This window comes from Mucilaginibacter gossypii, assembly GCF_900100945.1.
GTDB classification, from domain to species: domain Bacteria; phylum Bacteroidota; class Bacteroidia; order Sphingobacteriales; family Sphingobacteriaceae; genus Mucilaginibacter; species Mucilaginibacter gossypii.
In genome coordinates this window covers 715,183-740,167 of the sequence record NZ_FNCG01000001.1, presented here as the reverse complement: position 1 = coordinate 740,167, position 24,985 = coordinate 715,183, and the positions used below count along the sequence as shown (strand labels likewise).

Here is a 24,985-nt window from a genome sequence, read left to right as displayed (position 1 = left end):
CTAACTATTTACTTACTGGTATTATATTCAATCCAACCAAAACTTTTTCCTCGTTGCTCAAGTCGCCTATTATTTTGCGAATCGGTTCAGGTACTTTTCTTACCAACGTGGGGATTGCAAATATTTGATCCCCTTCGGCCAGTTGAGGCTGCTGCAGCAAGTCAATTACTTCAATAACATACTGACCTTTCAAATGTTCTTCACAATATTTTTTAAGGTTGGTGAGCGCGGTAACTGATTTAGCAGTTTTGCCCGCTATATACAGCCTTAACTCATATTTTATAACTTCATCCAGTTCCATTATTTTTTTCTTTTTGATTTACTTTTAAGCGTATCCGCATTTCCCCGGCGAATGTCGGTTATCTCTTGCCGGTTTCTTTCTATAATATCCTGTTTCAACTCTTCTTCCAGGTATATTTTGTTCAATTCCTCCTCTGTCGACTCAAATTCGGCCTGCAAGCTTGCAATTTTTGATTCAAGCATCATACGCCGGCGCAATATCTCTTTATCTTTACGAGTTATAGCAAACTCCCTTAGTGCCACGCCTGTTTTTTCCCTTAATTTTTGTGCTTCCCTTGCCGATCCTGTGAGCACTCCATCGGGGCCAAGATAAACGTCAACCAGGCTCAGCCCCTTATCGGTAATTGTAAACTCGCGTACCTGGTTTGAATGGCTCATACCGCGCGACTTCATGATGTATAACCCCCTGTTACGCTCTCCGTTCGATTCGATATCTCTTACAAGCAGCCAGGTGTCAACTAATGATGATACACCTTCGTCGGTTTGTTCACTTACCACCGTATTTAAACTGAGAGCAGTAAACATAACCGTGATCTGTTCGTCCTGTAAAAAATCTATCAGCCTTATCAGCATCGATTTTACTTCACTTACCGAACCCACCGTAATGAGGTTTGTAATCGGGTCGAGGATCACCGCTGCGGGCTTAAATCTTTTAATGATCTTGTAAATAGCGACGAGGTGCATTTCAATACCGTAAAGCGTAGGACGCGAGGCATGAAACTCGAGCAAGCCATTGTCGATGTGTTTTTGCAGGTCGAGATTGATTGATTTCATGTTGCGAAGGATCTGCTTAGGCGCCTCCTCGAAAGCAAAATAAAGGCACCTCTTTTTGTTGCCGCAAACTTCATTGGCAAAGCTGGCCGCAATACTTGTTTTACCGGTACCGGCCGTGCCCGAAACGAGGATACTGCTGCCCTGAAAAAAACCCTTGCCTCCAAACATGCTGTCAAGAGAGGGTATCCCTGATGAAATTCTTTCGGATGACACTTCTTTTTCCAATCTTAAAGATGTTACCGGAAGTACAGAAATGCCATCTTCATCAATTAAAAATGGATATTCGTTGGTACCATGCTGTGTACCGCGATATTTTACCACGCGCAAACGACGGGTTGAGATCTGATTTATAACCCTGTGATCAAGCAGGATCACACAATCTGAAACATATTCTTCAAGCCCCTGCCGTGTTAATGAAGAGCCGTCACCTTTTTCGCCGGTTATTATAGCAGTTACACCTTTTTCCTTTAAAAAAGTAAAAAGTCTTCTAAGCTCGGCCCTCAATATAATTTGGTTTGATAAACCCGAAAAAAGATTTTCAAGAGTATCCAGTACTACTCTTTTTGCCCCGATGCTGTCAATAGCAAAGCCTAAGCGAATAAACAAACCTTCCAGGTCATATTCGCCTGTCTCCTCAATCTCGCTTCGGTCTATATGCACATGATCAAGTCTTAATTTTTTATCATCCTGGAGTTTAATTAAATCAAAGCCCAGCGATGCTACGTTCGAAGCCAATTCATCTGCCTTTTCTTCAAAAGCCATAAATACACCGGGCTCGTTAAATTCGGTAGCACCCCTCACGATAAACTCAAGCGACATAAGTGTTTTACCGCAACCCGCTTCACCACATATCAGCGTTGGTCTTCCATTAGGTAAACCACCGCCCGTTATTTCATCTAAACCGGTAATACCGGTAGGAGTTTTGGGCAATTGCTCAAACGTTATAAGCTGCTGTTTTTTATGCAATTTGGTCATAATAAATCCAATCTGTTTAACTACCCGCATACCACAACCATCAAGTATACAGGATTTTGTTTTATTGGTATGGTAATAGTAATACCTATGAAATTGTTTTGATATAATTGATTTTATGGAGTAAAAAAAACAAAAAACATGGTAAAATTACCGTACTATTAATACAAATAATTCTCCTGATTTTACAAACCTTTAAAATCTCATACCATCAAATTCTCTAAAAACAGAATTTAAACATTTATACAGGTATACTGTTTAGAAAATACAAGGTATACGCTTCTGTAACCCGTTTTTATCAATAATTGCAGCTATATTAATATAACAGGCATACTCACTAATTGAAATATTATGATGTATGAATTGAGATTTTGATCTTAATTATTATAGCCTATATTTATACATATTATTTATATAATGAATAACAACGCCGGCCTTCATCAACAATTAAACGAAGATATTTTCCGTATTCTGTTCAGGGAATCTCCTACCCCTATAGCATTATATGTTGGCAAAACAATGGAGATCAGGATTGCCAATAAGGCCATGACAGATATATGGGGAAAGGGAGATGATGTTATTGGGCATAATTACTTTGACCTGCTGCCCGAATTCGAAGAGCCGGGCTTTCATGCAATATTATCAAATGTATACGATAACGGTACGGCTTATAAGTGGAAAGAGCAAAGGGTTGATCTTATGGTTAACGATAAGCTTGAAGAATTTTACTTCAACTTTATTTTTAAACCGTTACATAACGACGATGGTAAAGTTTGGGGCGTGTTGAATACAGCTACAGATGTTACCGAACTGGTTAACACCCGTAAAAAGCTGGTTGAAAGTGAACAACGTGCTCAATTTGCCCTGCAAGCTGCCGAACTGGGAACCTGGGATTTAAACCCCAGATTACAAACCGCAACATGGGACGACCGCTGTAAAGAGCTCTGCGGTTTTCGAAAAGATGATGAGATAAAGTATGATGATCTGTTGAAATTTGTCCACCCGGAAGATGAGCAACGCTTGCGAACAGCAGTAATGCAGGCTTATGATCCTGTAAGCAATGGAAATTATGATATAATCGTCCGCACCGTTGATGACACAGGGCACCTGAAATATTGGATCCACCTGAAAGGTAGGGCTTACTTTAACGATAATCATGAGCCTATCCGCTTTGCAGGTACCGTACAGGATATAACCCGCGAAATATTAGATAAACAAGAACAACAAAAACTGATTGCACTGATTGATAAAACAGCCGACGTGGTTGCAGTAGGCAGCATGGATGGTTCTGTAACCTATATCAATAAAACAGCCTACACTATATTAGGTATTGGGAGTACAAAAGAAGCTTTAAAACCCGGCGTTGAATATTTTGCAGATCATGAAGCAGACAAAGTAAATAATGAGATAAACCCCGCGGTACAGCAGTATGGTAAGTGGGAAGGTGAAATGCACTACCGGCATTTTAAGACAGGAGAAAATATTCCGGTTTACGTTAACTGTTTCAGAATCGATGATCCGTTAAATGGCTTGCCTATTGGTATGGCATCCGTAGCCCGAGACCTGCGCCCTGAAAAAGCGGCAAGAAATGAACAGTATAAATTATTGTCGCTTATTAACCATACCTCAGATTTTGTAAGCCTATCCAACCTTGATGGTAATGTAACTTACGTAAATACCGCCGGGCGAAAAATGTTGGGTATCAAAGGCGCCAACGAGCACAGGAGGCACAACAGCGAATATTTAATGCCTGATGAGCTTGATAAGCTGAGGGACAAAGTAAATCCAATTTTAATGAAGCATGGTAAATGGAGCGGTGAAGTACTTTACCGTCATTTCCAAACCGGCGAAGCCATACCTGTGTACGGCACCACCATGCTGGTTTATGACGCTGTAACCGGCTTGCCACAGGGCAGGGCTTCAATTGCAAGGGATCTGCGAAGGGAAATTGCCGATAAAAAAGCCCTTACTGATAGTGAAAGATTGCTTAAAAACATCACTAATGCATCGCCAACAGTACTTTGGATGGCCGATGCTCAAGGTAATATTACTTACGTAAATCAAACCTGGGTTGATTGGACTGGTATTAAATATGAGGATAATATGGGCGCAGGGTGGATCAACGCACTTTTAGAAGAAGACAGAACCAGGGCCGGTGAAAAGTTCTTAGCCGATTTAAATGCCCGCCGGTTCTATGAAGTTGATTTTAGGATCACACGCCGGGATGGTGAAATAAGATGGTGTATAGCCACCGGCAATCCGCAATATAATGAGCAGGGGGAATTTACCGGGTACATAGGTGCCTGTACCGATGTCACCGATAAAACACTTGCCGAAAGCGAAGTGAAATTACGTAACAGGGAATTGAATAACCAGATCAGGCAGTTTGAGTTTGTTACTGGTTTTATGCCGGTGCAACTTTGGACGGCCCGCACGGATGGCCAGGTCGACTACTTTAATCAACGTGCTGTAGATTATTTTGGTGCCCAGGCAAATGAAATAGCAGCATCCTGGCTCAATGCTATTCATCCCGATGATAGGGATGCTTGTGTTGAGGCTTGGAATTATGCAGTGAACACGGGTAATGTTTACCAATGTGAATTTAGATTAAAAGACAAAGATCAAAATTACAAGTGGCATTTGTCCAGGGCTTTACCTTTCATAATTGACGGAAAAATCATTAAATGGTTTGGTACCAATACAGACATTGATGAGCAAAAACAATTACAACGACAAAAAGATGATTTTTTAGGTATCGCAAGTCACGAATTAAAAACCCCGGTTACGAGCATAAAAGCATATGCCCAGGTATTGGGTGCTATGCTTACCAAAGAAGGCGAACAAAAAAAGGCCGAAATGGTGCTTAGGATGGATGCCCAGATTAACCGTCTTACAAACCTCATAGGCGATCTCCTTGATGTTACCAAGATTAACTCGGGCAGGCTACAGTTCAATAAAATATGGTTCGATTTTAATGAAACCCTACAGGAAACTGTTGAAGACCTGCAGCACACTACACAAAAACATAAACTTATCCAAAACTTTACACCAACAGGCCGTATCTATTCAGACAAAGATCGGGTAAGCCAGGTTATTACCAACCTCATTACGAATGCTATCAAATATTCGCCTCATACCGATACCATCATCATCAACACTCGCCGCGAAAACAATGAGGTGATTGTTTGTGTACAGGATTTTGGCATCGGGATACCCGAAGACAAGAAGGACCGGGTGTTTGAGCAATTTTACCGCGTAAGTGGGAACAAGCAGCATACATTCCCCGGTTTGGGGTTAGGATTATACATCTCATCAGAAATTATTAAGCGAGAAGGCGGCAGAATGTGGGTAAACAGCATTGAAGGCAAAGGGTCTACTTTTTGCTTTGCATTACCTGTAGACGATACCAACAGTTATTCACCTGTTGGATAGTTCACAATAAGGTAAATTTATCACAGCTAATTTCAGAGGGTTTAACCAAGCCTTTACGCCTAAAATGAATACAAAGAACAAGAAAATCATGATTGCAGATGATGACCCGGGCATTGTTGATGCTATGGAAATGCTGCTTGAATTTGAAGGCTACGAGGTAACATCAACCGTAGATGGTACAACAGTGCTTGATATGAAAGACGAACTCCCCGACTTGCTACTGTTAGATATCTGGATGAGCGGCGAAGACGGTCGGGATATCTGCAAGAAGCTAAAACAAGACGAGCTAACCAAAGATATACCTGTTATCATGATATCGGCAAGTCGCGATATACGTGATTCTGCAATGATGGCCGGCGCCGACGACTTTTTGGCCAAGCCTTTTGACATGAATGAGTTACTAAAAAAAGTGGCCCATTTTGTTCAAAAAACTTAATAATAGACAAGCAACATCAATCAACTAAATAACAATTACCCCCTCTTCGGAAAGAACCTTATAGCGGCCGTCTCACCCGGCCGCCGGTTCTTCCAGTTGCTTAAGTTATCCCTTTAAATTAATATAAACGTGACATGCTAAATGCTATTACGCCCCCCGGAATGCCCCCGGCGATGTCTGTTTTATCCGGCTGCCGATTCAGCCAGTTGCATTTATGGCATGTAGTTAAACTGGTCATTTCACTGGTCAACACCTAACTAAAATATAAAAACATTAACCCATATGGTATGTTATTTATTAAAACAAAACAACAACGCCATGGGAATTTTACAGCACGTACAACATCAGATCTCAGCACTGAACGATCTGATCAAAATAAATAACGACAGGATAACCGGATATCACAAAGCTACCGAAGCAACAGATGAAGTCGGATTGAATTTACTTTTTAATGAATATATTGATCAAAGCAAAAACTACGTTAGTGAAATACGCGATTACATTCATGTATTAGGAGGAGATCCTACAGACGGTACTACCCTTGCGGGGAAATTTTATCACGCCTGGATGGATGTAAAATCGGTTTTTGTCAGTAAAGACAGTCACTCGATACTTTCGGATTGCGAATATGGCGAGGATGTAGCAAAAAAAGCTTATCGCGCCGCGCTTGACGATAAGGAGCTGATATGGGAAGATGAGCAGGTTGTAACCATGCTTAATAACCATTTAGAAGGTTTAAAAAAAACGCATGACACCATTAAATCGTTAAGAGATGCGGTTAATGCCTGATCATAATTTTGTTATATTGAGCAGATGAGCAATTCAAATCAATCATTTTTTTCGGCATGCGGCATGCCTGATCAATTCGCTAAGGTTACCTGCACACAGGATAAGGTGATTTATACGCTTTCGCAATTAAAGCAAGCCACAGTAGCTGATATTGCATTGAAGCTAAAGGAATACGAACCTGCGGTAAATACTTTTACACACGAGAAAAACACGATTGAAGTACTTAATTATCTTTTTGACCGGGGATTGGTAAAGATCACCAAACAAAACGGCGAGTTAAACTACAACCTGGTCAACGCTTAAGCAGGTTGTAGTTTAATGTATTTTATTACATACCAGGCGCAAGTGGTTTGGCCGAAACTACGCTATCAACCACAAAAACGCTTACTCCCCGCCATGGCAGCGTATGCAGGTATTCTTTATAGTGAAGTTCTAAAAATGAGCCTGCGTTACTGCTCAGTTTTTTTGCCACTTTTTCATCGGTTACAGAAAACATAAATTCATTTGAGCCAATTGTACCCCCTGTTACCTGCGTACGGATTCCGCTTTGAATTAACCTACCTTCATAAGTTTTAAATACGTAACCTTTCTTTACAAAATAGTTCATGGTACCGGCTTTAGTTCCCTCGCCAAAAACAAAATAATATCGATAGTAAAAAAAGCCTACTATAATCAGTAGTAATATAAGGGTGATAATAACCTTGGTTTTTGTTTTCATCGGAGATTTTATTTGCTAACTAAGCTACAAAAACTTAGCAGGTAAGCAAACATTTATATCATGACAATGGCCTGTTTAGTTTGCCGGCTTCTCTCCTTCTTTAATTTTCGTGAGGTTTACTTTTTTAAAAGACTCCACTAAAAAGGTAACCAAACCAGTTAGGTTAAAAGGTGGATCATTTGTAGTTAGCGTAAGTTTGTCCTTATTGTTTTCAAAATCGATATCCAGGTAATAATTAGGTGCATCTGTAACCTGGCTACCCTGTTTCCAATCGTACATCTTTTTTAATTCACTCCGTTTTAGCCAATAGTTCAGGCTATCGAGCTGTAGCCTGGTAAGCTTTCCGGCATAATCACCTTTGTAGGGGTCAGCAAATTCGCCCCCTTTTAAACGATACGTACCATCTGCCCAAATATTAATCAGTAATTGAGGGCAATTGCCATAACAGGTTGAGGATAGGAAACGAAGTTTTGAAAATTTGATCCCATTATCAAAACTGGATTTATAGTTTTTAAACTGCAAGGGAGGGCGACCGGCTAATTTTACAGCATTATCATTAACAGCTTTAATAGTTAATTTCTTGCCATCGAAATAATTGATGATAAACTTAAAAACGTCAATATGCTGTTGTTTAAAATTATCTGCACTGGTAGTATATGTATCAATTATTTTAAGCGTATCATGCTCTATTTGGTATTTGTTTTCGTGTTTCTTATATCCATCCAAATTAAAATAAACCTTGCCGCTATTAAAATAAAGATAACCGAGATCTTCGGTTATCCACTGTTCTGATTCAACAGTAGCATGCTGGCCCATTACCGGGCCGCACAGGACAGTGAGAAATAAGATAAGCAGTGATACGCTTTTCATGTAAACTAAACTTACAAACTCAAATAATATTGGGTAAGGGATTCAAAATCGTCAAACTTATTATCATAGTCATCGGTATTGCCAAAACCGTAACTAACAAACACAAATGGTATACCGGCAAGGCGCGTTTGTTCAGCATCGCCATTAGTATCGCCTATGTAAATCGGGTTCTGCAAATTGTGTTTATTCATGAGCAGATGCATATTATGGTTTTTAGGCATCTGGTTGGTGCCATAAGCCATGCTATCTGTAATAACCTCATTAATGCCTGCCCACGTTAAAAACAGCGGTATGATACCTACCGCGCAATTGCTTAAAACAAAAAGTTTGTATTTGCTTGCCAATTGTTTTAAACCCTCTGTAACCCCACCGTACATAATACCACCGCTGGTTGGCAATATTTCGCGTCTTACCTGGTTTACAGCATTGTAGATCTCCATCCCCTTTTCCTCATCAAATTCGGGCAGCATTACCCGGGTAAGTTTTTTACCATCCATACCTATCACGTGCAGCAGTTCATCTCGTTTAATAGTCCTTTGAATGTCAAGCTTTTGAAATATCAGGTTCCATGATTCGGCGTAGGTGTCAACGGCATCCCAAAGGGTTCCGTCCATATCAAAAATGAGGCTATCGGGTTTCTGCATTAGCTAAAAGTATGTTTTTCGCTAAGATGAAAAATTAACGGCAATTAATGTTCATGTTTTCTTCATTATTAATCCTCACCTTAGCATTGTGATAAGGTTAACGCGGGTCGGCTTAGCAGGAGGCTGAGCCCGCAAAGAACCCCCGCCTCTCGGCGGGGGTTTCTTTTTATACAGGGTTATATTTTTATGGTCTCAGGTTCTCAGTTATGGTTATCTCGCTAAGACTTCCCACTTAGAAGCTGTTTAAAAACGATTCAAGATTTTTTCAGGTAGAGACGCATAATTGCGTCTCCGGTAGGACAATCGCTTTTGCAGGCCATCTTACCACCGTAAATTGCATGCGGGAGACGCAATTATGCGTCTCTAAAATTAAAAACAACCACATTTAAACAGTTCTTGGAACTTAAGGCTTCTTATTAAAGACTTATCCCATCCCCTACTTTATAAATTTCATGAAACTTGATTCCTTGATTGTCAAAATGTTTTTTGTACGCGGCATAACGCTGAAGTATGAAAAAATCTTTAGCAAACCCGTCGTGCACAGGCAAAATTTGCTTAGGATGCAGCTCATCGGCAAAGGCCGAAATTGTTGGTTCATTGGCAAATGGAGCCATCGAAACCATGATCAGCAACTCGATACCTTTAAAATTCAAAAGCTTCTCTTCCATCGAATCAACGGGGTGCAATACTTTGTTATTGATTAGGAAGCCGGTCATTTGCGGTAGTGGATTATCCATGATAAGTTCGTGCCTCACCGGGAAAGCCTGGAGTTTAAATGGCCCGGCCCGATGGGTGCCTTCTTCAAGAATTATATATTTTAAATTGATCTTATCTAATTCCCTTCCTACCTGCGAATTAGTGACAACTACTGCGCCGCTTAACTCTACAATAATTTTTAAGATATCTATATCGAAATGATCGGGGTGGATATGGGTGATCACAATAGTTCTTACATCAACAAACAATTGCGGTGTAACCAAACCTTCGGCAAATGAAAACTTTCCGGGGTCAAACAAGAGCTGATAACCGTCTAATTCAAAAAGCAGGCATGAATGAAGGTATTTTGATATTTTCATAAGCGCGTAGGTTTATTTCCTAAAGATACACAGGAAAGACTTATGAAGTTTTAAAAAGTTAATCCTGATTGAAAAGCGGATATCACGCTCAGTGTTTGGACTCCAGGAATTTAGGGAGCGAATTATATATAAAAGCGTAAAGCCTTACGAGGTTTTAAAACTAAGTAAGGCTGATTTTTACAACAACTCCGTAGCCAAATTGGCCAGTTCGCTCCTCTCCCCTTTTTGCAGGGTGATGTGAGCATAAAGCGGATGCCCTTTTGCTTTATCTATTAAATACGACAGTCCGTTACTTTCGGCATCGAGATATGGGGTATCTATCTGGTAAATGTCACCTGTAAATACAAATTTGCTGTTCTCTCCGGCCCTGGATATGATAGTTTTCACCTCGTGCGGGGTGAGGTTTTGCGCTTCATCAACAATAAAGAATATCTTACTGAGCGTGCGCCCGCGAATAAAAGCCAGTGGAGCTATCGAGATTTTATCATTATTGACTAACTCATCAATTTTGGCCTGCATTTTTTCGTCGTCACCGAACTGATCCTTTATAAATTTTAGGTTATCCCATATCGGGGCCATATAAGGATCAATCTTTGATTTAATATCGCCAGGCAAAAAGCCTATGTCTTTATTGCTTAAAGGAACAATAGGGCGGGTAACAAAGATTTGACGATAATATTTACGTTGCTCGAGCGCGCTGGCCAAAGCTAATAGCGTTTTACCCGTGCCGGCGTTTCCTTGTATAGTTACTAATTTTATATCCGGGTGCAATAACGCATGAATAGCAAAAGACTGCTCGATATTACGAGGGTGAATATTTAAAACAGGCTGCTCGGTAACTTTTTCAAGCTGCTTAGTTTGTGAATTGTAAAAACCTACAGTATCGCCTTTTTTTCCTTTTAATACATAAAAGTGATTGTTGGTATACGAACCTATCTTTAAATTTTCGGCCGGTAAATTTTCATTTTTATTCAGAGTGGTGATCAGTTTTTCCGTCACCTTATCTACATCCGTTTTACCCGTATAAAGTTCCTCCAGGTTTTTGATCTTGCCCGTTTCATAATCTTCGGCATGCAGGTTAAGGGCTTTGGCTTTGAGGCGAAGGCAAATATCTTTTGATACCAACACTACCTTTTTGCCAGGATTTTCTTCCTGTAAGCCAAGGGCCGCGTTGAGGATACGGTGATCAGTTTTATCTGAACCAAAAATCTGCTCGGCATCCTGGCCGGTAGTTTTAGTATCCATGGCAACTTTAAAGCTGCCTTTGGTTTTACCATTAAGCGGGATCCATTCGTTGATCAGTCCATTGTGCGACAGGTCATCCATCAACCGGATAAAGCTTCGGGCTTCAAAGTTGCGGGTATCATTACCGTTCTTTTTATTATCGAGCTCTTCCAATACCTGGATGGGTATGGCAACATCGTGCTCCTGAAAGTTTTGAAATGCGTTGTGATCATACAGGATCACAGAAGTATCTAAAACAAATATTTTCTTCTGGTTACGCTGACCGTCCTTCATATCCGCCTAAAATAACGATTTTAAGGTTTGAAGAAAAATTTCTCCTCAAACAAAAAACCTGTAAAAGCGAAAACGGGAGTCATCTCTTGCGATTTGAACTCCCGTTTCCAAACTGTTGTTTAACCGTAGTTGCCCAACAGCATCAAGTTTTGTGTATCTCTTACCGACATGATCTTCGTCCGTTGCTCTCACGAGCGGTCGACTATTTTCAATGTCACCGGTTTCTGTTGTTTCCCTCCGTGGAGTTCTTCTTCTTAATTCCGGTACCTCCTTTAATTGCTTTCTTTTTTCAAAAGACTTTCGCCTTTTTCATTTTTTCTTGCAACTCAGGGACTTCCCTTGATCTTTAGTTCCCCCGAAGGTTCACCCGATTCAATTTCTGTTTTCCTGAAAGGCTGTCAAAGTACGTCGTTCTTGATGATTACAATATCGGGACATTACCGTGATTTGGCAAATATTTTTGATTATTTTTATTAACAGTTTATTAACAACAAATCAACACTTATCAACATTGAATTTCAGTCCTTCTCAAGTATAAATTAGGGTAATTAACTGAAATACAGACTACATTATTAACATCAACCTTTATTAACAAAATGCATGAAAAACCATTTGTATCGAAAAAGAAAAAATGCTCAAAATCTTAAAAACGTTAAATTTTCTCTGTTAAATGCCGCCAATATCGCCTGGGAATATGACGCACATGAAGCCTGGTATTTTTGCGTGAAGCGATGTTTATACTATTAAAATAATTCTTCCAAAGGTTTTGATAGACACCTTCGTCCTCACTATAAGCCGCAATTACATTAACCGGTTTACTTAACTCATCAAAATTCATTTCGATGAATTGCGTGTCATGAAGATCGTAGTACAGCCCATAATTTCTTTTAGTATCATAGATCATCCATTTTTGATCGGTATAGCGGCTTTTGAAATGCTTAATCAACAATGGCAATACATTAAAATCAGGCTCAATGGCAGCATAAAAAGTTCCGTCATTCAGTTTTTGAAACCTAACAAAAGCTTCCATCCTGTGTTTTTCGCGCCGCACCATTTTTAAAATTTCCGACAGGCGCATTACATATTTATTGCCATAATCTTCTTCAATATTTTGGTCGCTGTCAAAAACATGACGGATAAAACCAAGCACGTTGCAGTCTTCGCCGGCAATTTCGGCCATGTGACTAATGTAAAGGCGCTGCACCCCGGCAGCTGAAAGTTTTTTCCGCAATCCCTTTAATACCCGGCCGGCGCGCGCCTCGTCAGTAACAATAGGAATTATCTCTTCAAACAACGCACCGCTGCGCCACTCCCCTTTCAATAACTTTACAGGATACAGTTTGCGTTCGTAAATCTCGAATACAGCTGTAAGCAGCCCCTCAAACGTTCCGTCATAAACCAGCGTGTTCATATTAAAACAGGTTAAGTTGGGTTTGTGTATTTTTAATGTACTTGCTTTGCGATTGGGCCATAATAAATTGCTTAATGTTTTGCCCCGTTAAATCGCGCCGTTCAAATTCATTGCTTTTGCAGGTAATAAAGTATCGCGCCCGGTTAATGGCCACTCCTATTTTTTTTAGCTGTTCCCAGCCCAGCCCGGCAAATTTACGTGCAGCCAAAATTTTTTGTGCCGATAACAAACCGATACCCGGCACCCGGAGGATCAGTTGCAAATCGGCCTTATTGATATCAATAGGAAAAGCCTGCATATTGCGGATTGCCCAACTGAGTTTGGGATCAATATCCAGATCAAGTAACGGGTTTTGATTATTGACGATCTCGTTTACATGGAAACCATAAAAACGCATGAGCCAGTCGGCCTGATAAAGACGATTTTCGCGCACCAGCGGCACCGCGGTATTAAGGGCAGGAAGCCGCTTATCGGCCAGCACAGGTACATAACCCGAATAATATACCCGTTTTAAGTTAAAATTTTTATAGAAATAATTAGCCGATTGCAGCACCTGCTGATCGCTTTCGGGTGTGGCACCAACAATTACCTGGGTACTTTGCCCTGCAGGTGCAAACATGGGGGCGTTTTTGAAAAGCTTTTTCTCTTCTGTGTTTCGGATGATCTCCTGATTCAAAAAATGCATCGGGTCAATCATGTCCTGCCGGTTTTTATCAGGTGCAAGCAGTTTCAATCCGGCTTCTGTAGGCATTTCTAAATTCACACTGAGCCTGTCGGCATATAACCCGGCCTCCTGCATTAGCTCCGCACTTGCACCCGGAATGGATTTTAAGTGGATGTATCCGTTAAAGTTATGCTCAGTTCGGAGTTTTTTTGCTACGTGCACTAATCGCTCCATGGTATAATCAGCATTTTTAAAAATACCAGAGCTTAAAAACAAGCCTTCAATGTAATTGCGGCGATAAAAGTTAATGGTAAGGTCAACTACTTCCTGTACCGTGAACGCGGCCCGTTTGATATCATTATTCTTCCGAGACACACAATATGCGCAATCAAAAATACAATGATTGGTAAGCAGGATCTTCAATAACGAAACACAACGCCCATCTTCCGTATAACTATGGCAAATTCCGTTACTGGCATTTCCCAAACCCTTGTCCTTATTTTTCCTGTTACTTCCGCTCGATGCACATGAAACATCATATTTAGCCGCGTCGGCCAAAATATTAAGCTTTTCCGTTATCCTGTCTACATTCATACCAACCAAAAATACTAATATTTTTAGCAATCAACCAAATTGCGGGATAAATAAAAGGGAAGCCATTTTGTTTTTTTTCGCTGTATGCCTCAACAACTTTTTCCTTCACGACATTGATACCGCTTTTTAGCACTATTACTCATATTTACTTCCAGCACCGCGTGAGCATCTATAGCGAAAAATGGAACCACCTGCCCACCGTTGCGGAATTCAATATTTTTTGAAAAAAGCTCCGCAGCTACATAGATTAAGCCAGATCAAGCGTTTTTTGAGTCAATCAACGCAACAAACTCTAATGTATTTGCAACAAGCGCGAAAGTAAAACTGATTTAAATGCCGTTTTTTTTAATTCCTTTACTAATCATAAAATCCGCAATGCAAAAAATCTATTCGGTCCACATTTGCCTATATCCCACTTGGGACACCTATTGCCGTTGGTAAAGTGAAAAGCCTTAAATGTGTCTTGTATACAAAACAAATAGAAAAATCCAAGTGGGCGCTTTTCGAATCAGTTAACCACTTGATAGAATCAATGCATTTTTCATCAAGCATTTAAGAAGATTTACGCGGTTCGAGAATTTGAAAAAGGCTACTTGGTGGAGATTGCAGCATACCTGACCACGTTATTTCGCGTTCATCAGATAAACAGTTGTGTCGATAATACCTAAATTTAAATATGTAATTCAGAAAGATAGTATGTAAAAGTGTTACAGAATGCAATGATCCCTTCTCCGGAACACATTGATCAATGGCTCCTGGATATCCACTAAGACACGACAATCGCCGATGGAGTTTAGGCTTCATTCAAGTAATCAACGGTTAGGTGATCAGACGTTGAGCAAATGTGTCGCCGCAGCCTTGTTGAGTTTCGCCGTGTCTTTCCGACCGGTCGCCTGTGCTACCACCATTGCTCCCAGGATGAGACTAAGTAACTGTGGTAGTAGGGTTTTGGCCTGAGCAGGTTCAACCAATTGACTTAAACGTTCCTGAATAAACGCTGATGCTTTTTCCAGGTGCCGGTCTACCTTTGCCCGAAGCGGCTTTTCTTCGTCTGTGCTAAAATCACTCAAGCCACGCGTAAAAACACAGCCATTGAAATCCGGGTCCGCGATCCAGTCATCCACCGCGTCAAAAGCAGCCAACAACTCCGCTTTAGGCTCATTACTTGCTGCCCCCACCCGTTTTTCCAGAATATCAAACCGGAAAGCGTCCCAAAACTCCAGGTAAGCTGCGGTCAGATCAGATTTTGAAGGGAAATAACTGTAAAAAGTTCTTTTAGATACCTGGCTCTCCGCAATGATCCGGTCAATGCCGATCGTGTGTACATCATGTTCATTAAAAAGACGAATCGCGGTCTTTAGTATCCGTTCGCGTGGTTTCAGTTCTTCGATCTTCTCAGTCCGCAAATCCCTGAAGGAGCTAAGTGTATCTGCCATATTCAAAATTAAAAATTTTAAGTGCATGGATTATCAGCGGAATGTAAAAGTAGACAGTTCTGTTTACTTTTAATTGCAAAAGTATACAGATCTGTTTACTTTTGATCCAACAAAATTCACAGACATGACAAATCTTAGTCAATTCGAATTCAGGAAGCAACCCTGGTTCGACCAAGAACATTTCGAAGGCTTTAATCAAGCCATTCCCATGAAAACCATAGTCATTCATTGCTTCGACCCCCGCGCTTCGGAAATACCGCAAGCGGTGGCCAACTACTTCGGAGACGAAGTGTACCCGGGCGAAAACATCCTTGACGCCGACGGTAACCGGGTGGGTAATACCCGCACGATGTTCACGGTATCCAATGCCGGCGGCCGCGCCTTCTCTGCGCTGCAATCCGTCGCTACTATGGACTATCTCTTTCATTTTGAGAAGGTAGTTGTGGTTCACCACTCGTTCTGTGGCGCTACCGCCTTTGAGCCGGAACATCTCATTCATTCGTTTCATGAGCATCACCATGCCGACATCGCAACACTGATCGATCATGACAGCATGGCCATACTTGACTTCGAGCAATCCGTTAAACACGACCTGGAACTGCTGCGCAACAGTCCGCTGGTGCCCAAAAATATCAAATTGTATGGTTTCTTTTATGAGATCAACAGCGGTCAGCTCACCGAGATCGCCCGTGATATCCCGGGCGAAAATCAATAACCTGCAAGCAGGCGAGCCTTGTTCGGCGACCCGCCTGTTCATTTTAATCTTTAGTTCATGAATTCAATAATTTTAAAACCGGATACACCACCGGTCCGCGCGGCGGAAGCTTATGCACGCAGCGTCTCCAGCCCGATGCTGTTCAACCACGTTATGCGCTGTTATCATTTTGCCGACCTGTTCGCCAAAAAGCACCAGGTAGCGGCAGACCAGGAGCTTCTGTTTCTTTCCGCTGTTCTGCATGATCTCGGTTTTACATCATCCGTGCCCGGCCAAAACCGCTTCGAGATCGAAGGCGCCGAAGCCGCAAGGCAATTCCTGCTTGAACACGGCGTGAGCGACGAGCGCGCCTGGAAAGTATGGCACAACATCGCGCTGCACGTTGGCGACCTTAACCTGTTTAAAGATGATGCGACGCGCATGCTGCAATACGGCATCCTTTATGATATTACCGGGCTGCCGGCTGGGTTCGAACTGGATGCCCAGGCAGTAGACGATGTCGTACAGCATTATCCACGGCTGGGTTTCAAACAAGGCTTCCTCGAACTGTTCGAGAACGAGTTCGAACGTAAGCAGCCCTACCCGCACCGTTTCCATATGTGCGCCTGCATCGAGCATCACCGGACCGGCCAGCTCAACATCCCAGTTCCGCAGGCCTTTTTTAATAGCGCCCCTTTTGCCGACTAATGAAAAACTACCAACGATGGATCTGGGCGCTGGCCCTGGCGATCAACGGATTGATCGCCCTCTCGGCTTTTTTACCCAAAGCAGCACTACCTGGCGGCATAAAAATTATGCTACTGCCACAGATCAATGCCATTTTAAATGGCCTTACCTTTGTGGCCTTACTGGCCGCACTGATAGCCATTCGGCGTAAACGCCGCGACTGGCACCGGCGTTTCATAGGAATCGCCTTTACCGCGACCAGCCTGTTCCTAATCAGCTACCTGGCCTATCATTTTACCACACCATCTACCAGATACGGAGGCAAAGGCACCCTGCAATATGTGTATTATTTTATCCTTACCACGCATATCCTCCTGGCCATCATCATCGTACCGCTGGCGATATACACCATAGCGCTGGCCCTCAAAGACGAGATCAACCGTCATCATAAAGTGGCCCGCTGGACAATGCCCATCTGGCTTTACGTCAGCCTTACGGGTGTTATCGTTTACCTGATGATCTCACCATATTACGCGCATTAATGACACCAGCCCTGTACTGCAGGGCTGGTTAGCCAATAGTTGATTTACTTACCAAACAATAATGCCTCCTTAAAGCCCCGACAATCTGTGTCAGTAATTCAGCATTCCGGGTTAGCAGCCCCCGCCAGGTCCGGGCTATCTTTGATCATTCAATATAAAACAAATGGAAAAGCAAATCAAAGTACTCATCACCGGCGCGACCGGCAAGAGTGGTGGCGCCGCCATCGATGAACTATTAAAAATGGGCTATCCAGTGCGGGCGCTCGTCCATCAACCGGATGAACGTTCGGCGCGACTGGCTGCCAAAGGCGTTGAGGTGGTAGCCGGTGACCTGTTGAACCTCGACGACATCACTGCAGCCATGCAGGGCATCGACACCGCATACTTGTGTTACCCCGTTTTGGTGCCCGGCGTATTACAGGCTACCGCTTATTTTGCCATAGCCGCTAAGGAGAATGGACTGAAAGGCATCGTCAATATGTCGCAGATATCCGCCAGGCGAGAAGCCAAAAGCAACGCAGCCCAGGATCATTGGGCAGGAGAGCAATTGCTCAACGCTACCGGCATTCCCAGCGTTCATTTAAGGCCTACCTTTTTTGACGATTGGTTCTTGTATATCCGCGACCTAATCCGGGAAAACAACGAAATCGCATTGCCTTTCGGCAACGGACGTTGGGCACCGGTTGATTCTGCGGACCTGGGGCGCGTAGTCGCCAAAGTAGCCACCAATATAACCCCCTATGCCGGGCAGATCCTTCGGCTTTACGGCCCGCAGGAATACAGCCTGGCAGAAATGGCTGCGGTCATATCCGGCGAACTGGGAAGAACGATCCGGTACCAACCCGTGACCATAGCTCAATTTTTTGAATGTAATGCCAAAAGACCGGCCAGCGAACATTTCATCCAGCACGTGACCCACGTCGCGGAAGATTGTGTAAACGGCGTTTTCGCCGGGACAAACGACCTAATTGAAACCATCACCGGCCAGCAGCCGGAGACACTGTCCCATTTTTTCAGAAAGAACAAAGCGGTGTTCAGCTAAACGGTAAATCTGTGCCAGTATTCGTGCGATCCGGGTTAGCAGCACTGGCCGGCACCGGGCTACCTTTGGTGCATAAGAAATCGGTAAATCATTTAAAATCAAAACCATGAAACAGAAAATTCGGCTAATCACAGGTGCCAGCAAAGGCTTAGGCCTGTAAATCGTTAAAACCGTTCTTGCAGCGGGCGACAAGGTCATTGCTACCGTCCGTAATGATGCCGCCGGCCTAAAGGTTGCCCTGGGCAACCCGGCAGACCTGTTGGTTGTGATTCTGGATGTCACCAAAGAGGCCGAAGTAAAACAAGGGGGGCAGCAAGGCCCTCGAGCAGTTCGGGCAGATCGATGTCCTCCTCAATAATGCCGGTTTCGGCATCGTTGGCGCCATTGAAGAAGCTTCGAATGAAGAAGTGAGGCGACAGTATTACACCAATGTGTTCGGTGTGCCGAACCTGGTCCGCGCGGTGTTGCCAGGTATGCGGGGAAGAAAGTCAGGGCACATCATCACCGGCTGGTGATAGTTTAGTGAAAGCAACTTAGCATAAGTGTTGATAATTGACGGATTAAGTTATGCTACTACACTTTATACGATCGAATACCTAAGGAATAAGCCCGGATACTACACTCCCGGGCCTTATTCCTTAAAACTGTTGACCATGCGAATGAACTTACGTAACATCAGATCGAACATTCCATGGATCGTTGTTACAAATAACCAATTTTATGGCTGCTTTTTATTAACCGTCCACTCAGCCATCTGGAAGTCACGACTGCCATTATTGGTCTTAATGCTTATCCTATAAAATTTATAGGCAACATTATTATTAAAATGATATAAGATCCGTTGAAAGCGGTTGGCAAAAACTTCGTTGTTCTTGCTGTGCAGGTTTATCCAGCGTATTCCGTCCTCAGAACCCTGGAGGATCCATCCTTTCGGGTCACGGTCAGGAGAGTCATTTGCCGATGTCATGGTATATGCTCCTGCAACGGCAGGTGTTTTAAGCTCATATTTCATCACCAGGTCGCCTGAGAACCCTGATTGAAAAAACTTGGTATTCGGATCGCCGTCAACCACTTTTAGTGACCCCTCATTTGCATTTGGGCCGCCGCCATTGTCGCGTGATACAGTCAATGTACCGCCTATGGTAGCAAAATAACTTTCACCAACCTTGGTGCGGTCAAAATTAGGGTCGGCAACGTTCAATATTATTTCCCGGGCAGCTGAGTATCCCTGTGAATTTCTGGCCGTTAATGTCACGTGATATAAGCCATCAAAGGCATATCTGTGCTTCGGTGCTTTTTCTGCCGATGTGCTATCGTCGCCAAATTGCCACAGGATATCTTTATAATTGATGGATGTACTGGTAAACTGATAGCTTAAAAAATCAACGCTATCTGTCCGGGCCACTGTGAAACCTGCGATGGGTTTGGGCTCATCTGGTTCGGGTTGGGGCGCTGGCTTATCTTTTTTACACCCGGCAAACAACAGGGCTACCGTTGAAAATACCGAGATAATATGCAATGTTTTTTTCATGTCCTTAATTTTCATTGATCAATTAGCGTAGCTGGCTTAAGGGGCGGGGAATAATTGGCTTTGTGGTACTATTCTTCTACCGTTGATGCCGGCCGACGGAACTTCAAAAGTTAAACGTGCACGCTGGCCACCCACGTTTTCGCGATGATCGGCTTCTATTTTATAGCGTTTACCGCGTTCCAGAAATATTTTGGCGGTACGGCTATCCTTATCCCACTCGGTAGTGAAATCATTAATAATGGCCTTGCCATCTATATATAATCTTGATCCGTCGTCCCATTCGTTCTGCCAGAACACGTATTCACCCCGAACGGGTGCAAGGAACTCGCCAGTCCACCTGGTCGAGAAATTATCATGACTTATACTTGGTATGGCGGCTTGCCAAACCCCGTCATTAGGCCAATCAATAGTGGGTTCTATTTGTACCAGATCGGGCTTTCTGCCATCAAAATCAAGCAGTTGGTTGTTTGAAAAGTACTCCGCTTTTAAGCCTGTTCCGTTTCCGGTGATGTAAGAGTTATTATCAAGGTTAACCTCTGGCTCCACCAAAACGATCAACTTGCTTTTTATTGGATGCAATATATGTTTTGACGGATTAACCAAACTCACCACAAAACCAAAACGTTTATTGGCAACTATATTGGCATCAAAAACAGGCCATCCTATTGATAAGCGTACCACCGCTGTACTGGCGTTGGAATTTACCCTAATCAGGGTATCAATAGAAAATTGATCGGGGTTAAGTGCGATAGTGTTATCAGGCAGCACTTTTTTACTTACCAAAGTTGTAATGGTATCCATGTTTAATTTCACATGAACATTAAACGCACCGGCCGGTACACCTGCCAGGTTTACAGTTAACGGAATAGTGATACCTGCAGGCGACGTAGTGTAGTTTTTCTGATAGTCAACATCCATAATGCCACCGCCATTCAAAAGCGACACATAATGAATATCACTCTCTTTAATAAGCTTTTTGGTATCAAGCACCACCAGGATATTTGATTGCGATCCTTTAATTTGGTTGCCTTTACCCGGATTCGTAAGCTTAAATGCAAAAGCTATGTTTTTGCCATAGTTAGCTTCTATGGCCGATAACCTGACGCTGGCAACGGCAGTTGCTGTATCTGACCCAAATGCTACATTGATTACGCCGGGATAATCAATTGCACCCGCAGGTAATACCACTGTATTTTTAAGTGTACCATTTGCTATCAGTTTGGTTACCGTATCATTATTAAATGTTATACCTACCTGGAATGCTTTGGTTGCCGGTCCTGATAAGGATATTTTAAATGGAACTTTAACTATTTCGTTACCAGCAGTTGCATCACCAGTATTGGCTCCTGCGCCGGAAACGTTTCTGTCGGTATTTTGAATTGGCTTCAGCTCATCAAGATCATTTTGCTTGCAGGCTCCCGCTATCAGGGCAATTAACCCGATAAACAAGATATATCTGTATTTTTTCATCATCAAATATTTTAGTTTGTAATGGTTAAATTTACTGATCAAGCCAAACGCGGCCGTCAAGCCCCCAGGCCTGCCTGTTAGGTATTCTGAACCAGTTTATTATTTGTGCCGGAATATCTGCCGTTTGCGGAACAAATATGGCCAGTGCCCCTGCCGGCGGCGGACAAATCAGATCATTAAAATCTTCCCATTGATAAGGGCCTTTTAATTGAAAGTCGCGGGCCTGCGGGCCAACATCCCTGATCTTGTCGCCCTGGCCATCTGTGCCCGGCCAATATGCTGCCAAAAAGGTATAATAAGGATGACCTTCGCTAATGGATGTTTCGCAGGCATAATTTCCAATCACGGCATCGGGTACGTCGACCTTGAAAAATCTGATGTCGGTTACATACACATCAGGTGTACCATGCCCGGTACCATTTAAATAGCCTAACTTTAAAGGGCTACTGTTACTAAAACTTCCTGATGAGGTTACATCCAGCTCATTATTAAAAACCCCGTCGGTATACGTTCTGATATATCGTCTGCCCGCGCGTATTTCACATTTAACCGACAGGTTTTGCCATCTGCCCTTTTGTAAATCGCCGCCACGGCATTGATGATAATCGTTATCCTTAGTCCCCCGGTATTCAAAATACCAGTAAGCATCTTCCAGATAAATCACCCAGCCAACACCCGGATGACCTGCCGACCATTGCGCTCTTTTCCCGAGAATACTTGGCCAAAAGAATTTATCCTCATTCTTCTTAACTTTTAGCTCGATGGTGAACTTGGTAGTATCATCGATGTTAAAGATATCAGCTGTATCTATCTCGGCTCTCACTCCCGTATCTTTCAAACGTACTGTGCGCCCCAAATACCTGTTGCCGGTAAATGGTTTACCTATTATTCTTTGTTTATATTTTGGATTGTAATAGATAGTAAATGTATTGGCGGCGGTGTTACTGAAAACTGTATTATCGTTCTCGGTAACCGGGATATTGAATTTACCACCACCGCTCGACGCAATCACTACCAGCCAATCTTCATTGGCATAATTTTTCCTTTTTTTCAGGGCATTAATAATCTCACCTACGTAACCGTCAAATTTTTCGATAGAAGCTTTGTATTGCGACGATGAATTGTCGAATCCATATTTGACACCTGCTTCTTTAATATCATTAAAATGGCCAACTATCAATTGTGCCGTGTCGGTATTCAGGTCATTAACTACAGCTGTTTTAATTTGCTCATCAGTACTATACAACTCGCTTACGGCAGCACCCTGTGTTAACTTATTTTTAAAAATAGCCGAGGAGGAAAAAGAAACGATTTTGGCATTTGGTCTTTCTTCTTTTATCCTTTCAAAAAACACAGGATAAGTTGCCAGGTTGTTGCCGGCAAAATCATCCGACAAGATCTTGTGCTTTTCTTTTTTTACGCCGGTTAGCATATTGGCCCAGTTGCTTACATCGCGGGTCGAGTCCGGATCGCTCAATGCAACCCAACTGTAAATTGAACTGGGCAGTAATGCTTTAATATTAGGCACATTGGCACTATTTACTGATGAGCCCCGTGCCCCGTCAACAATCAGGTACAAAACCTTACGTTCGCCGGATGTTGCTTTGGCGGTATCAGTATAATTTTTATCGGGCAGCGTGCGCACAAAATCCTTATTACATGATATTGTAGCAACAGCCAATGCACAAATAATTGAAAAAATGATCTGTTTGTATTTTTTCCTGTTCTGCATTTCTTTATAGATTATAAGTTCAATTAAAATTTATTCGATGGTAACGCGTATAATATTGCTAACCTGAATATTATCAAAATGGTCAAAACCACCAATCAGCAATAACGCCCGCTTTCCATCAGTCGATTTGGTTTCAATGATATCAGACAATGTACCTGAAAATGGTCCTGTAGTATTGTAATTCCCGGCAAGTTCACCTTTGGTATTTAGTACCATAAAACCATTGCGGGTAACGTTATTATACTTTTTAAAGCTGCCACTAACTACTACCAGTCCATCATTAAGCTGCCGGGCAAAACCAGGATAGCCTCCCTCAAATGTTTTAGCTACGAAAGTTTGATCAAGACTACCATCCAAATTAATCAGCGCCATGCTGATGGCCGGTTTGCCATCGTATGTTCTGAATATCCCTGTTATCAGGTATTTTTTGGTTACCGGGTTGTACGTTAAAGATGAAATGCTATTATCGGTACCTGTCCCGGTTTTAAATGAGTCGTCTATGTTTCCATCGGCACTTAAGCGAATTAAACGGCCTGCGTTTTTTTGATCAAACGTGGTAAAACTTCCAAACAGCACCAGTTTTTCCAGCTGATCAGCGTCGGTATGCATGTACGAGTCAACAGGGCCGTTTGCCGAAGGCAAGCCTTTGTTTGTCGCTATGTTAAAACGATAGGTTTTGTCAAGTGTCCCATCCAGGTTAAAACGGGCTATCTGCCGGATCTCCGTACTGTCAAGAATCACCGTGTCACGGGTAAAATCATGATTATGTTCGGTATAAACCCGTCTTACATAATATCTGAAACTCCCTGTTGCCAGTATTTTGTTCTGATGCTTGTATATTTTAGATATATAGTCGTTAGTACCGCCATTAAACTTCGGAAAATATTTGGTTGTATCTGTTTGGGACGGGCGCCTGTAGGTTTTTACGCCAATGGTATCAATACTGCCATCAACATTTAAAGTGGTAATATTACTAATGTTTTCTGTGCGCTGATTGTAGCCGCTAAATCCTCCGGCTATCACATATTTTCCACCGAGTTCTATTACTCTCGATAATGATCCGTTTGCTGCCTTACCCGTGCGGAAAGTGCGGTCAAACTCGCCATCTGCCGATGTTCTTACAATGCGGTTAAGCGGGGTGATAATCCCTTTATTATCATAATTGGTAAACCAACCCAGCACCAGGTTCCGGCCATCGGCAAGAGGATACACCTGGTTTACATTGCCATTTGCTCCGGCAGTTGCCCTGAAAGAAGGATCGATATTAATCAATCCGGATACCTTAAATACCGGCCCGAGCACTAACTGATCGTCAATTGCTATTGACGTAATACCTGTGCTGCCAAATGGTGGAACTTTTACCTTAATAGTTGATTCAGTTACTTCGGTAACCTGGCCGGGTTCGCCGTTAAACATGAACTTTATTTTGCCTTTGTAAGGAATAAGTCCGGTGGCTTTGAATGTTACCTCGGTACCCACCGTCCCATTTGCCGGTGCAGGTATTGCATCGCGGCTAAGGATGACGCCCAATGGTGGCTTTCCCTCCCCATAGGGGTCAGAATAAACTGTCTTATCCTTTTTGCAAGCTTCTATTATGAGCACCAGCAGGATAAACGTGATGATATAGTTAAGTCTTCTCATATTCAATTTATT

Annotated in this window: 22 protein-coding genes and 1 pseudogene; 9 read left to right on the top strand and 14 right to left on the bottom strand. The window is 42.6% G+C overall.

Going from position 1 to position 24,985, the window contains the following annotated elements:
• Positions 1-4 precede the first annotated feature (4 nt).
• Positions 5-301, bottom strand: coding sequence for a circadian clock KaiB family protein (locus tag BLS28_RS03125; protein ID WP_091162821.1), 297 nt, complete (start codon positions 299-301; stop codon positions 5-7).
• Positions 301-2,049: a circadian clock protein KaiC gene (gene kaiC / locus BLS28_RS03120; protein WP_091162820.1), complete on the bottom strand. Its 1,749-nt coding sequence runs from the start codon at positions 2,047-2,049 to the stop codon at positions 301-303. Before kaiC ends, BLS28_RS03125 begins: the two co-directional genes overlap by 1 nt.
• A gap of 414 nt (positions 2,050-2,463) precedes the next feature.
• Between kaiC and BLS28_RS03115 the strand changes: the two genes are divergently transcribed.
• The 4 genes from BLS28_RS03115 to BLS28_RS03100 all read left to right on the top strand — a co-directional run bounded on the left by BLS28_RS03115 (position 2,464) and on the right by BLS28_RS03100 (position 7,006).
• Entirely contained in the window at positions 2,464-5,478 is a 3,015-nt protein-coding gene (locus BLS28_RS03115; RefSeq protein WP_091162819.1) for a PAS domain S-box protein, read from the top strand.
• A 64-nt stretch (positions 5,479-5,542) separates the two neighbouring features.
• Positions 5,543-5,914, top strand: a complete 372-nt coding sequence (locus BLS28_RS03110; protein ID WP_091162818.1) for a response regulator — start codon at positions 5,543-5,545, stop codon at positions 5,912-5,914.
• Positions 5,915-6,232: 318 nt separating this feature from the next.
• Positions 6,233-6,703, top strand: coding sequence for a ferritin-like domain-containing protein (locus tag BLS28_RS03105; protein WP_176844352.1), 471 nt, complete (start codon positions 6,233-6,235; stop codon positions 6,701-6,703).
• 63 nt (positions 6,704-6,766) lie between these two features.
• A complete protein-coding gene (locus tag BLS28_RS03100; protein ID WP_143020681.1) occupies positions 6,767-7,006 on the top strand; it encodes a hypothetical protein in 240 nt (79 codons plus the stop codon).
• A gap of 25 nt (positions 7,007-7,031) precedes the next feature.
• Here the strand turns inward: BLS28_RS03100 and BLS28_RS03095 are convergent, their stop codons facing one another.
• The 8 genes from BLS28_RS03095 to BLS28_RS03060 all read right to left on the bottom strand — a co-directional run bounded on the left by BLS28_RS03095 (position 7,032) and on the right by BLS28_RS03060 (position 15,634).
• Positions 7,032-7,421 carry a hypothetical protein gene (locus tag BLS28_RS03095; protein ID WP_091162815.1) on the bottom strand — a complete coding sequence of 130 codons (390 nt, stop codon included), beginning with the start codon at positions 7,419-7,421 and terminating at the stop codon, positions 7,032-7,034.
• A gap of 75 nt (positions 7,422-7,496) precedes the next feature.
• Positions 7,497-8,291 carry a DUF6438 domain-containing protein gene (locus BLS28_RS03090; protein ID WP_091162814.1) on the bottom strand — a complete coding sequence of 265 codons (795 nt, stop codon included), beginning with the start codon at positions 8,289-8,291 and terminating at the stop codon, positions 7,497-7,499.
• An 11-nt stretch (positions 8,292-8,302) separates the two neighbouring features.
• On the bottom strand, positions 8,303-8,935 hold the full coding sequence (locus BLS28_RS03085) for an HAD family hydrolase (protein ID WP_091162813.1): 633 nt from the start codon (positions 8,933-8,935) through the stop codon (positions 8,303-8,305).
• Between the two features lie 416 nt (positions 8,936-9,351).
• Entirely contained in the window at positions 9,352-10,011 is a 660-nt protein-coding gene (locus BLS28_RS03080; protein ID WP_091162812.1) for an MBL fold metallo-hydrolase, read from the bottom strand.
• 177 nt (positions 10,012-10,188) lie between these two features.
• A complete protein-coding gene (locus BLS28_RS03075) occupies positions 10,189-11,529 on the bottom strand; it encodes a PhoH family protein (RefSeq protein ID WP_090526023.1) in 1,341 nt (446 codons plus the stop codon).
• A 652-nt stretch (positions 11,530-12,181) separates the two neighbouring features.
• A complete protein-coding gene (locus tag BLS28_RS03070; protein WP_091162811.1) occupies positions 12,182-12,940 on the bottom strand; it encodes a TIGR03915 family putative DNA repair protein in 759 nt (252 codons plus the stop codon).
• 1 nt (position 12,941) lies between these two features.
• Positions 12,942-14,198 carry a putative DNA modification/repair radical SAM protein gene (locus BLS28_RS03065; RefSeq protein ID WP_091162810.1) on the bottom strand — a complete coding sequence of 419 codons (1,257 nt, stop codon included), beginning with the start codon at positions 14,196-14,198 and terminating at the stop codon, positions 12,942-12,944.
• 827 nt (positions 14,199-15,025) lie between these two features.
• Positions 15,026-15,634, bottom strand: a complete 609-nt coding sequence (locus BLS28_RS03060) for a TetR/AcrR family transcriptional regulator (RefSeq protein ID WP_091162936.1) — start codon at positions 15,632-15,634, stop codon at positions 15,026-15,028.
• A 208-nt stretch (positions 15,635-15,842) separates the two neighbouring features.
• Between BLS28_RS03060 and BLS28_RS03055 the strand changes: the two genes are divergently transcribed.
• The 5 genes and pseudogenes from BLS28_RS03055 to BLS28_RS31515 all read left to right on the top strand — a co-directional run.
• Positions 15,843-16,349, top strand: a complete 507-nt coding sequence (locus BLS28_RS03055; RefSeq protein WP_218134333.1) for a carbonic anhydrase — start codon at positions 15,843-15,845, stop codon at positions 16,347-16,349.
• Positions 16,350-16,406: 57 nt separating this feature from the next.
• Positions 16,407-17,036 carry an HD domain-containing protein gene (locus tag BLS28_RS03050; RefSeq protein ID WP_091162808.1) on the top strand — a complete coding sequence of 210 codons (630 nt, stop codon included), beginning with the start codon at positions 16,407-16,409 and terminating at the stop codon, positions 17,034-17,036.
• Positions 17,036-17,557 (top strand): DUF420 domain-containing protein, encoded by a 522-nt coding sequence (locus tag BLS28_RS03045; RefSeq protein WP_091162807.1) that lies wholly within the window; start codon positions 17,036-17,038, stop codon positions 17,555-17,557. The genes BLS28_RS03050 and BLS28_RS03045 overlap by 1 nt, the downstream gene beginning before the upstream one ends.
• A 163-nt stretch (positions 17,558-17,720) precedes the next feature.
• The gene (locus BLS28_RS03040) at positions 17,721-18,599 is read left to right on the top strand and encodes an NmrA family NAD(P)-binding protein (protein ID WP_091162806.1); all 879 of its coding nucleotides are present in this window, start codon (positions 17,721-17,723) and stop codon (positions 18,597-18,599) included.
• Positions 18,600-18,925: 326 nt separating this feature from the next.
• Positions 18,926-19,114, top strand: a pseudogene (locus tag BLS28_RS31515) (SDR family NAD(P)-dependent oxidoreductase); the annotation flags it as partial.
• A 203-nt stretch (positions 19,115-19,317) separates the two neighbouring features.
• Here BLS28_RS31515 and BLS28_RS03030 read toward each other — a convergent pair.
• The 4 genes from BLS28_RS03030 to BLS28_RS03015 are packed head-to-tail and all read right to left on the bottom strand — an operon-like array spanning position 19,318 to position 24,973.
• Positions 19,318-20,130: a PKD domain-containing protein gene (locus BLS28_RS03030; protein ID WP_176844351.1), complete on the bottom strand. Its 813-nt coding sequence runs from the start codon at positions 20,128-20,130 to the stop codon at positions 19,318-19,320.
• A 36-nt stretch (positions 20,131-20,166) separates the two neighbouring features.
• Positions 20,167-21,600 (bottom strand): PA14 domain-containing protein, encoded by a 1,434-nt coding sequence (locus BLS28_RS03025; RefSeq protein ID WP_176844350.1) that lies wholly within the window; start codon positions 21,598-21,600, stop codon positions 20,167-20,169.
• Between the two features lie 31 nt (positions 21,601-21,631).
• Positions 21,632-23,332: an alkaline phosphatase family protein gene (locus BLS28_RS03020; protein WP_091162803.1), complete on the bottom strand. Its 1,701-nt coding sequence runs from the start codon at positions 23,330-23,332 to the stop codon at positions 21,632-21,634.
• Positions 23,333-23,362: 30 nt separating this feature from the next.
• Entirely contained in the window at positions 23,363-24,973 is a 1,611-nt protein-coding gene (locus BLS28_RS03015) for a DUF5008 domain-containing protein (protein ID WP_091162802.1), read from the bottom strand.
• Between the last annotated feature and the right edge of the window lie 12 nt (positions 24,974-24,985).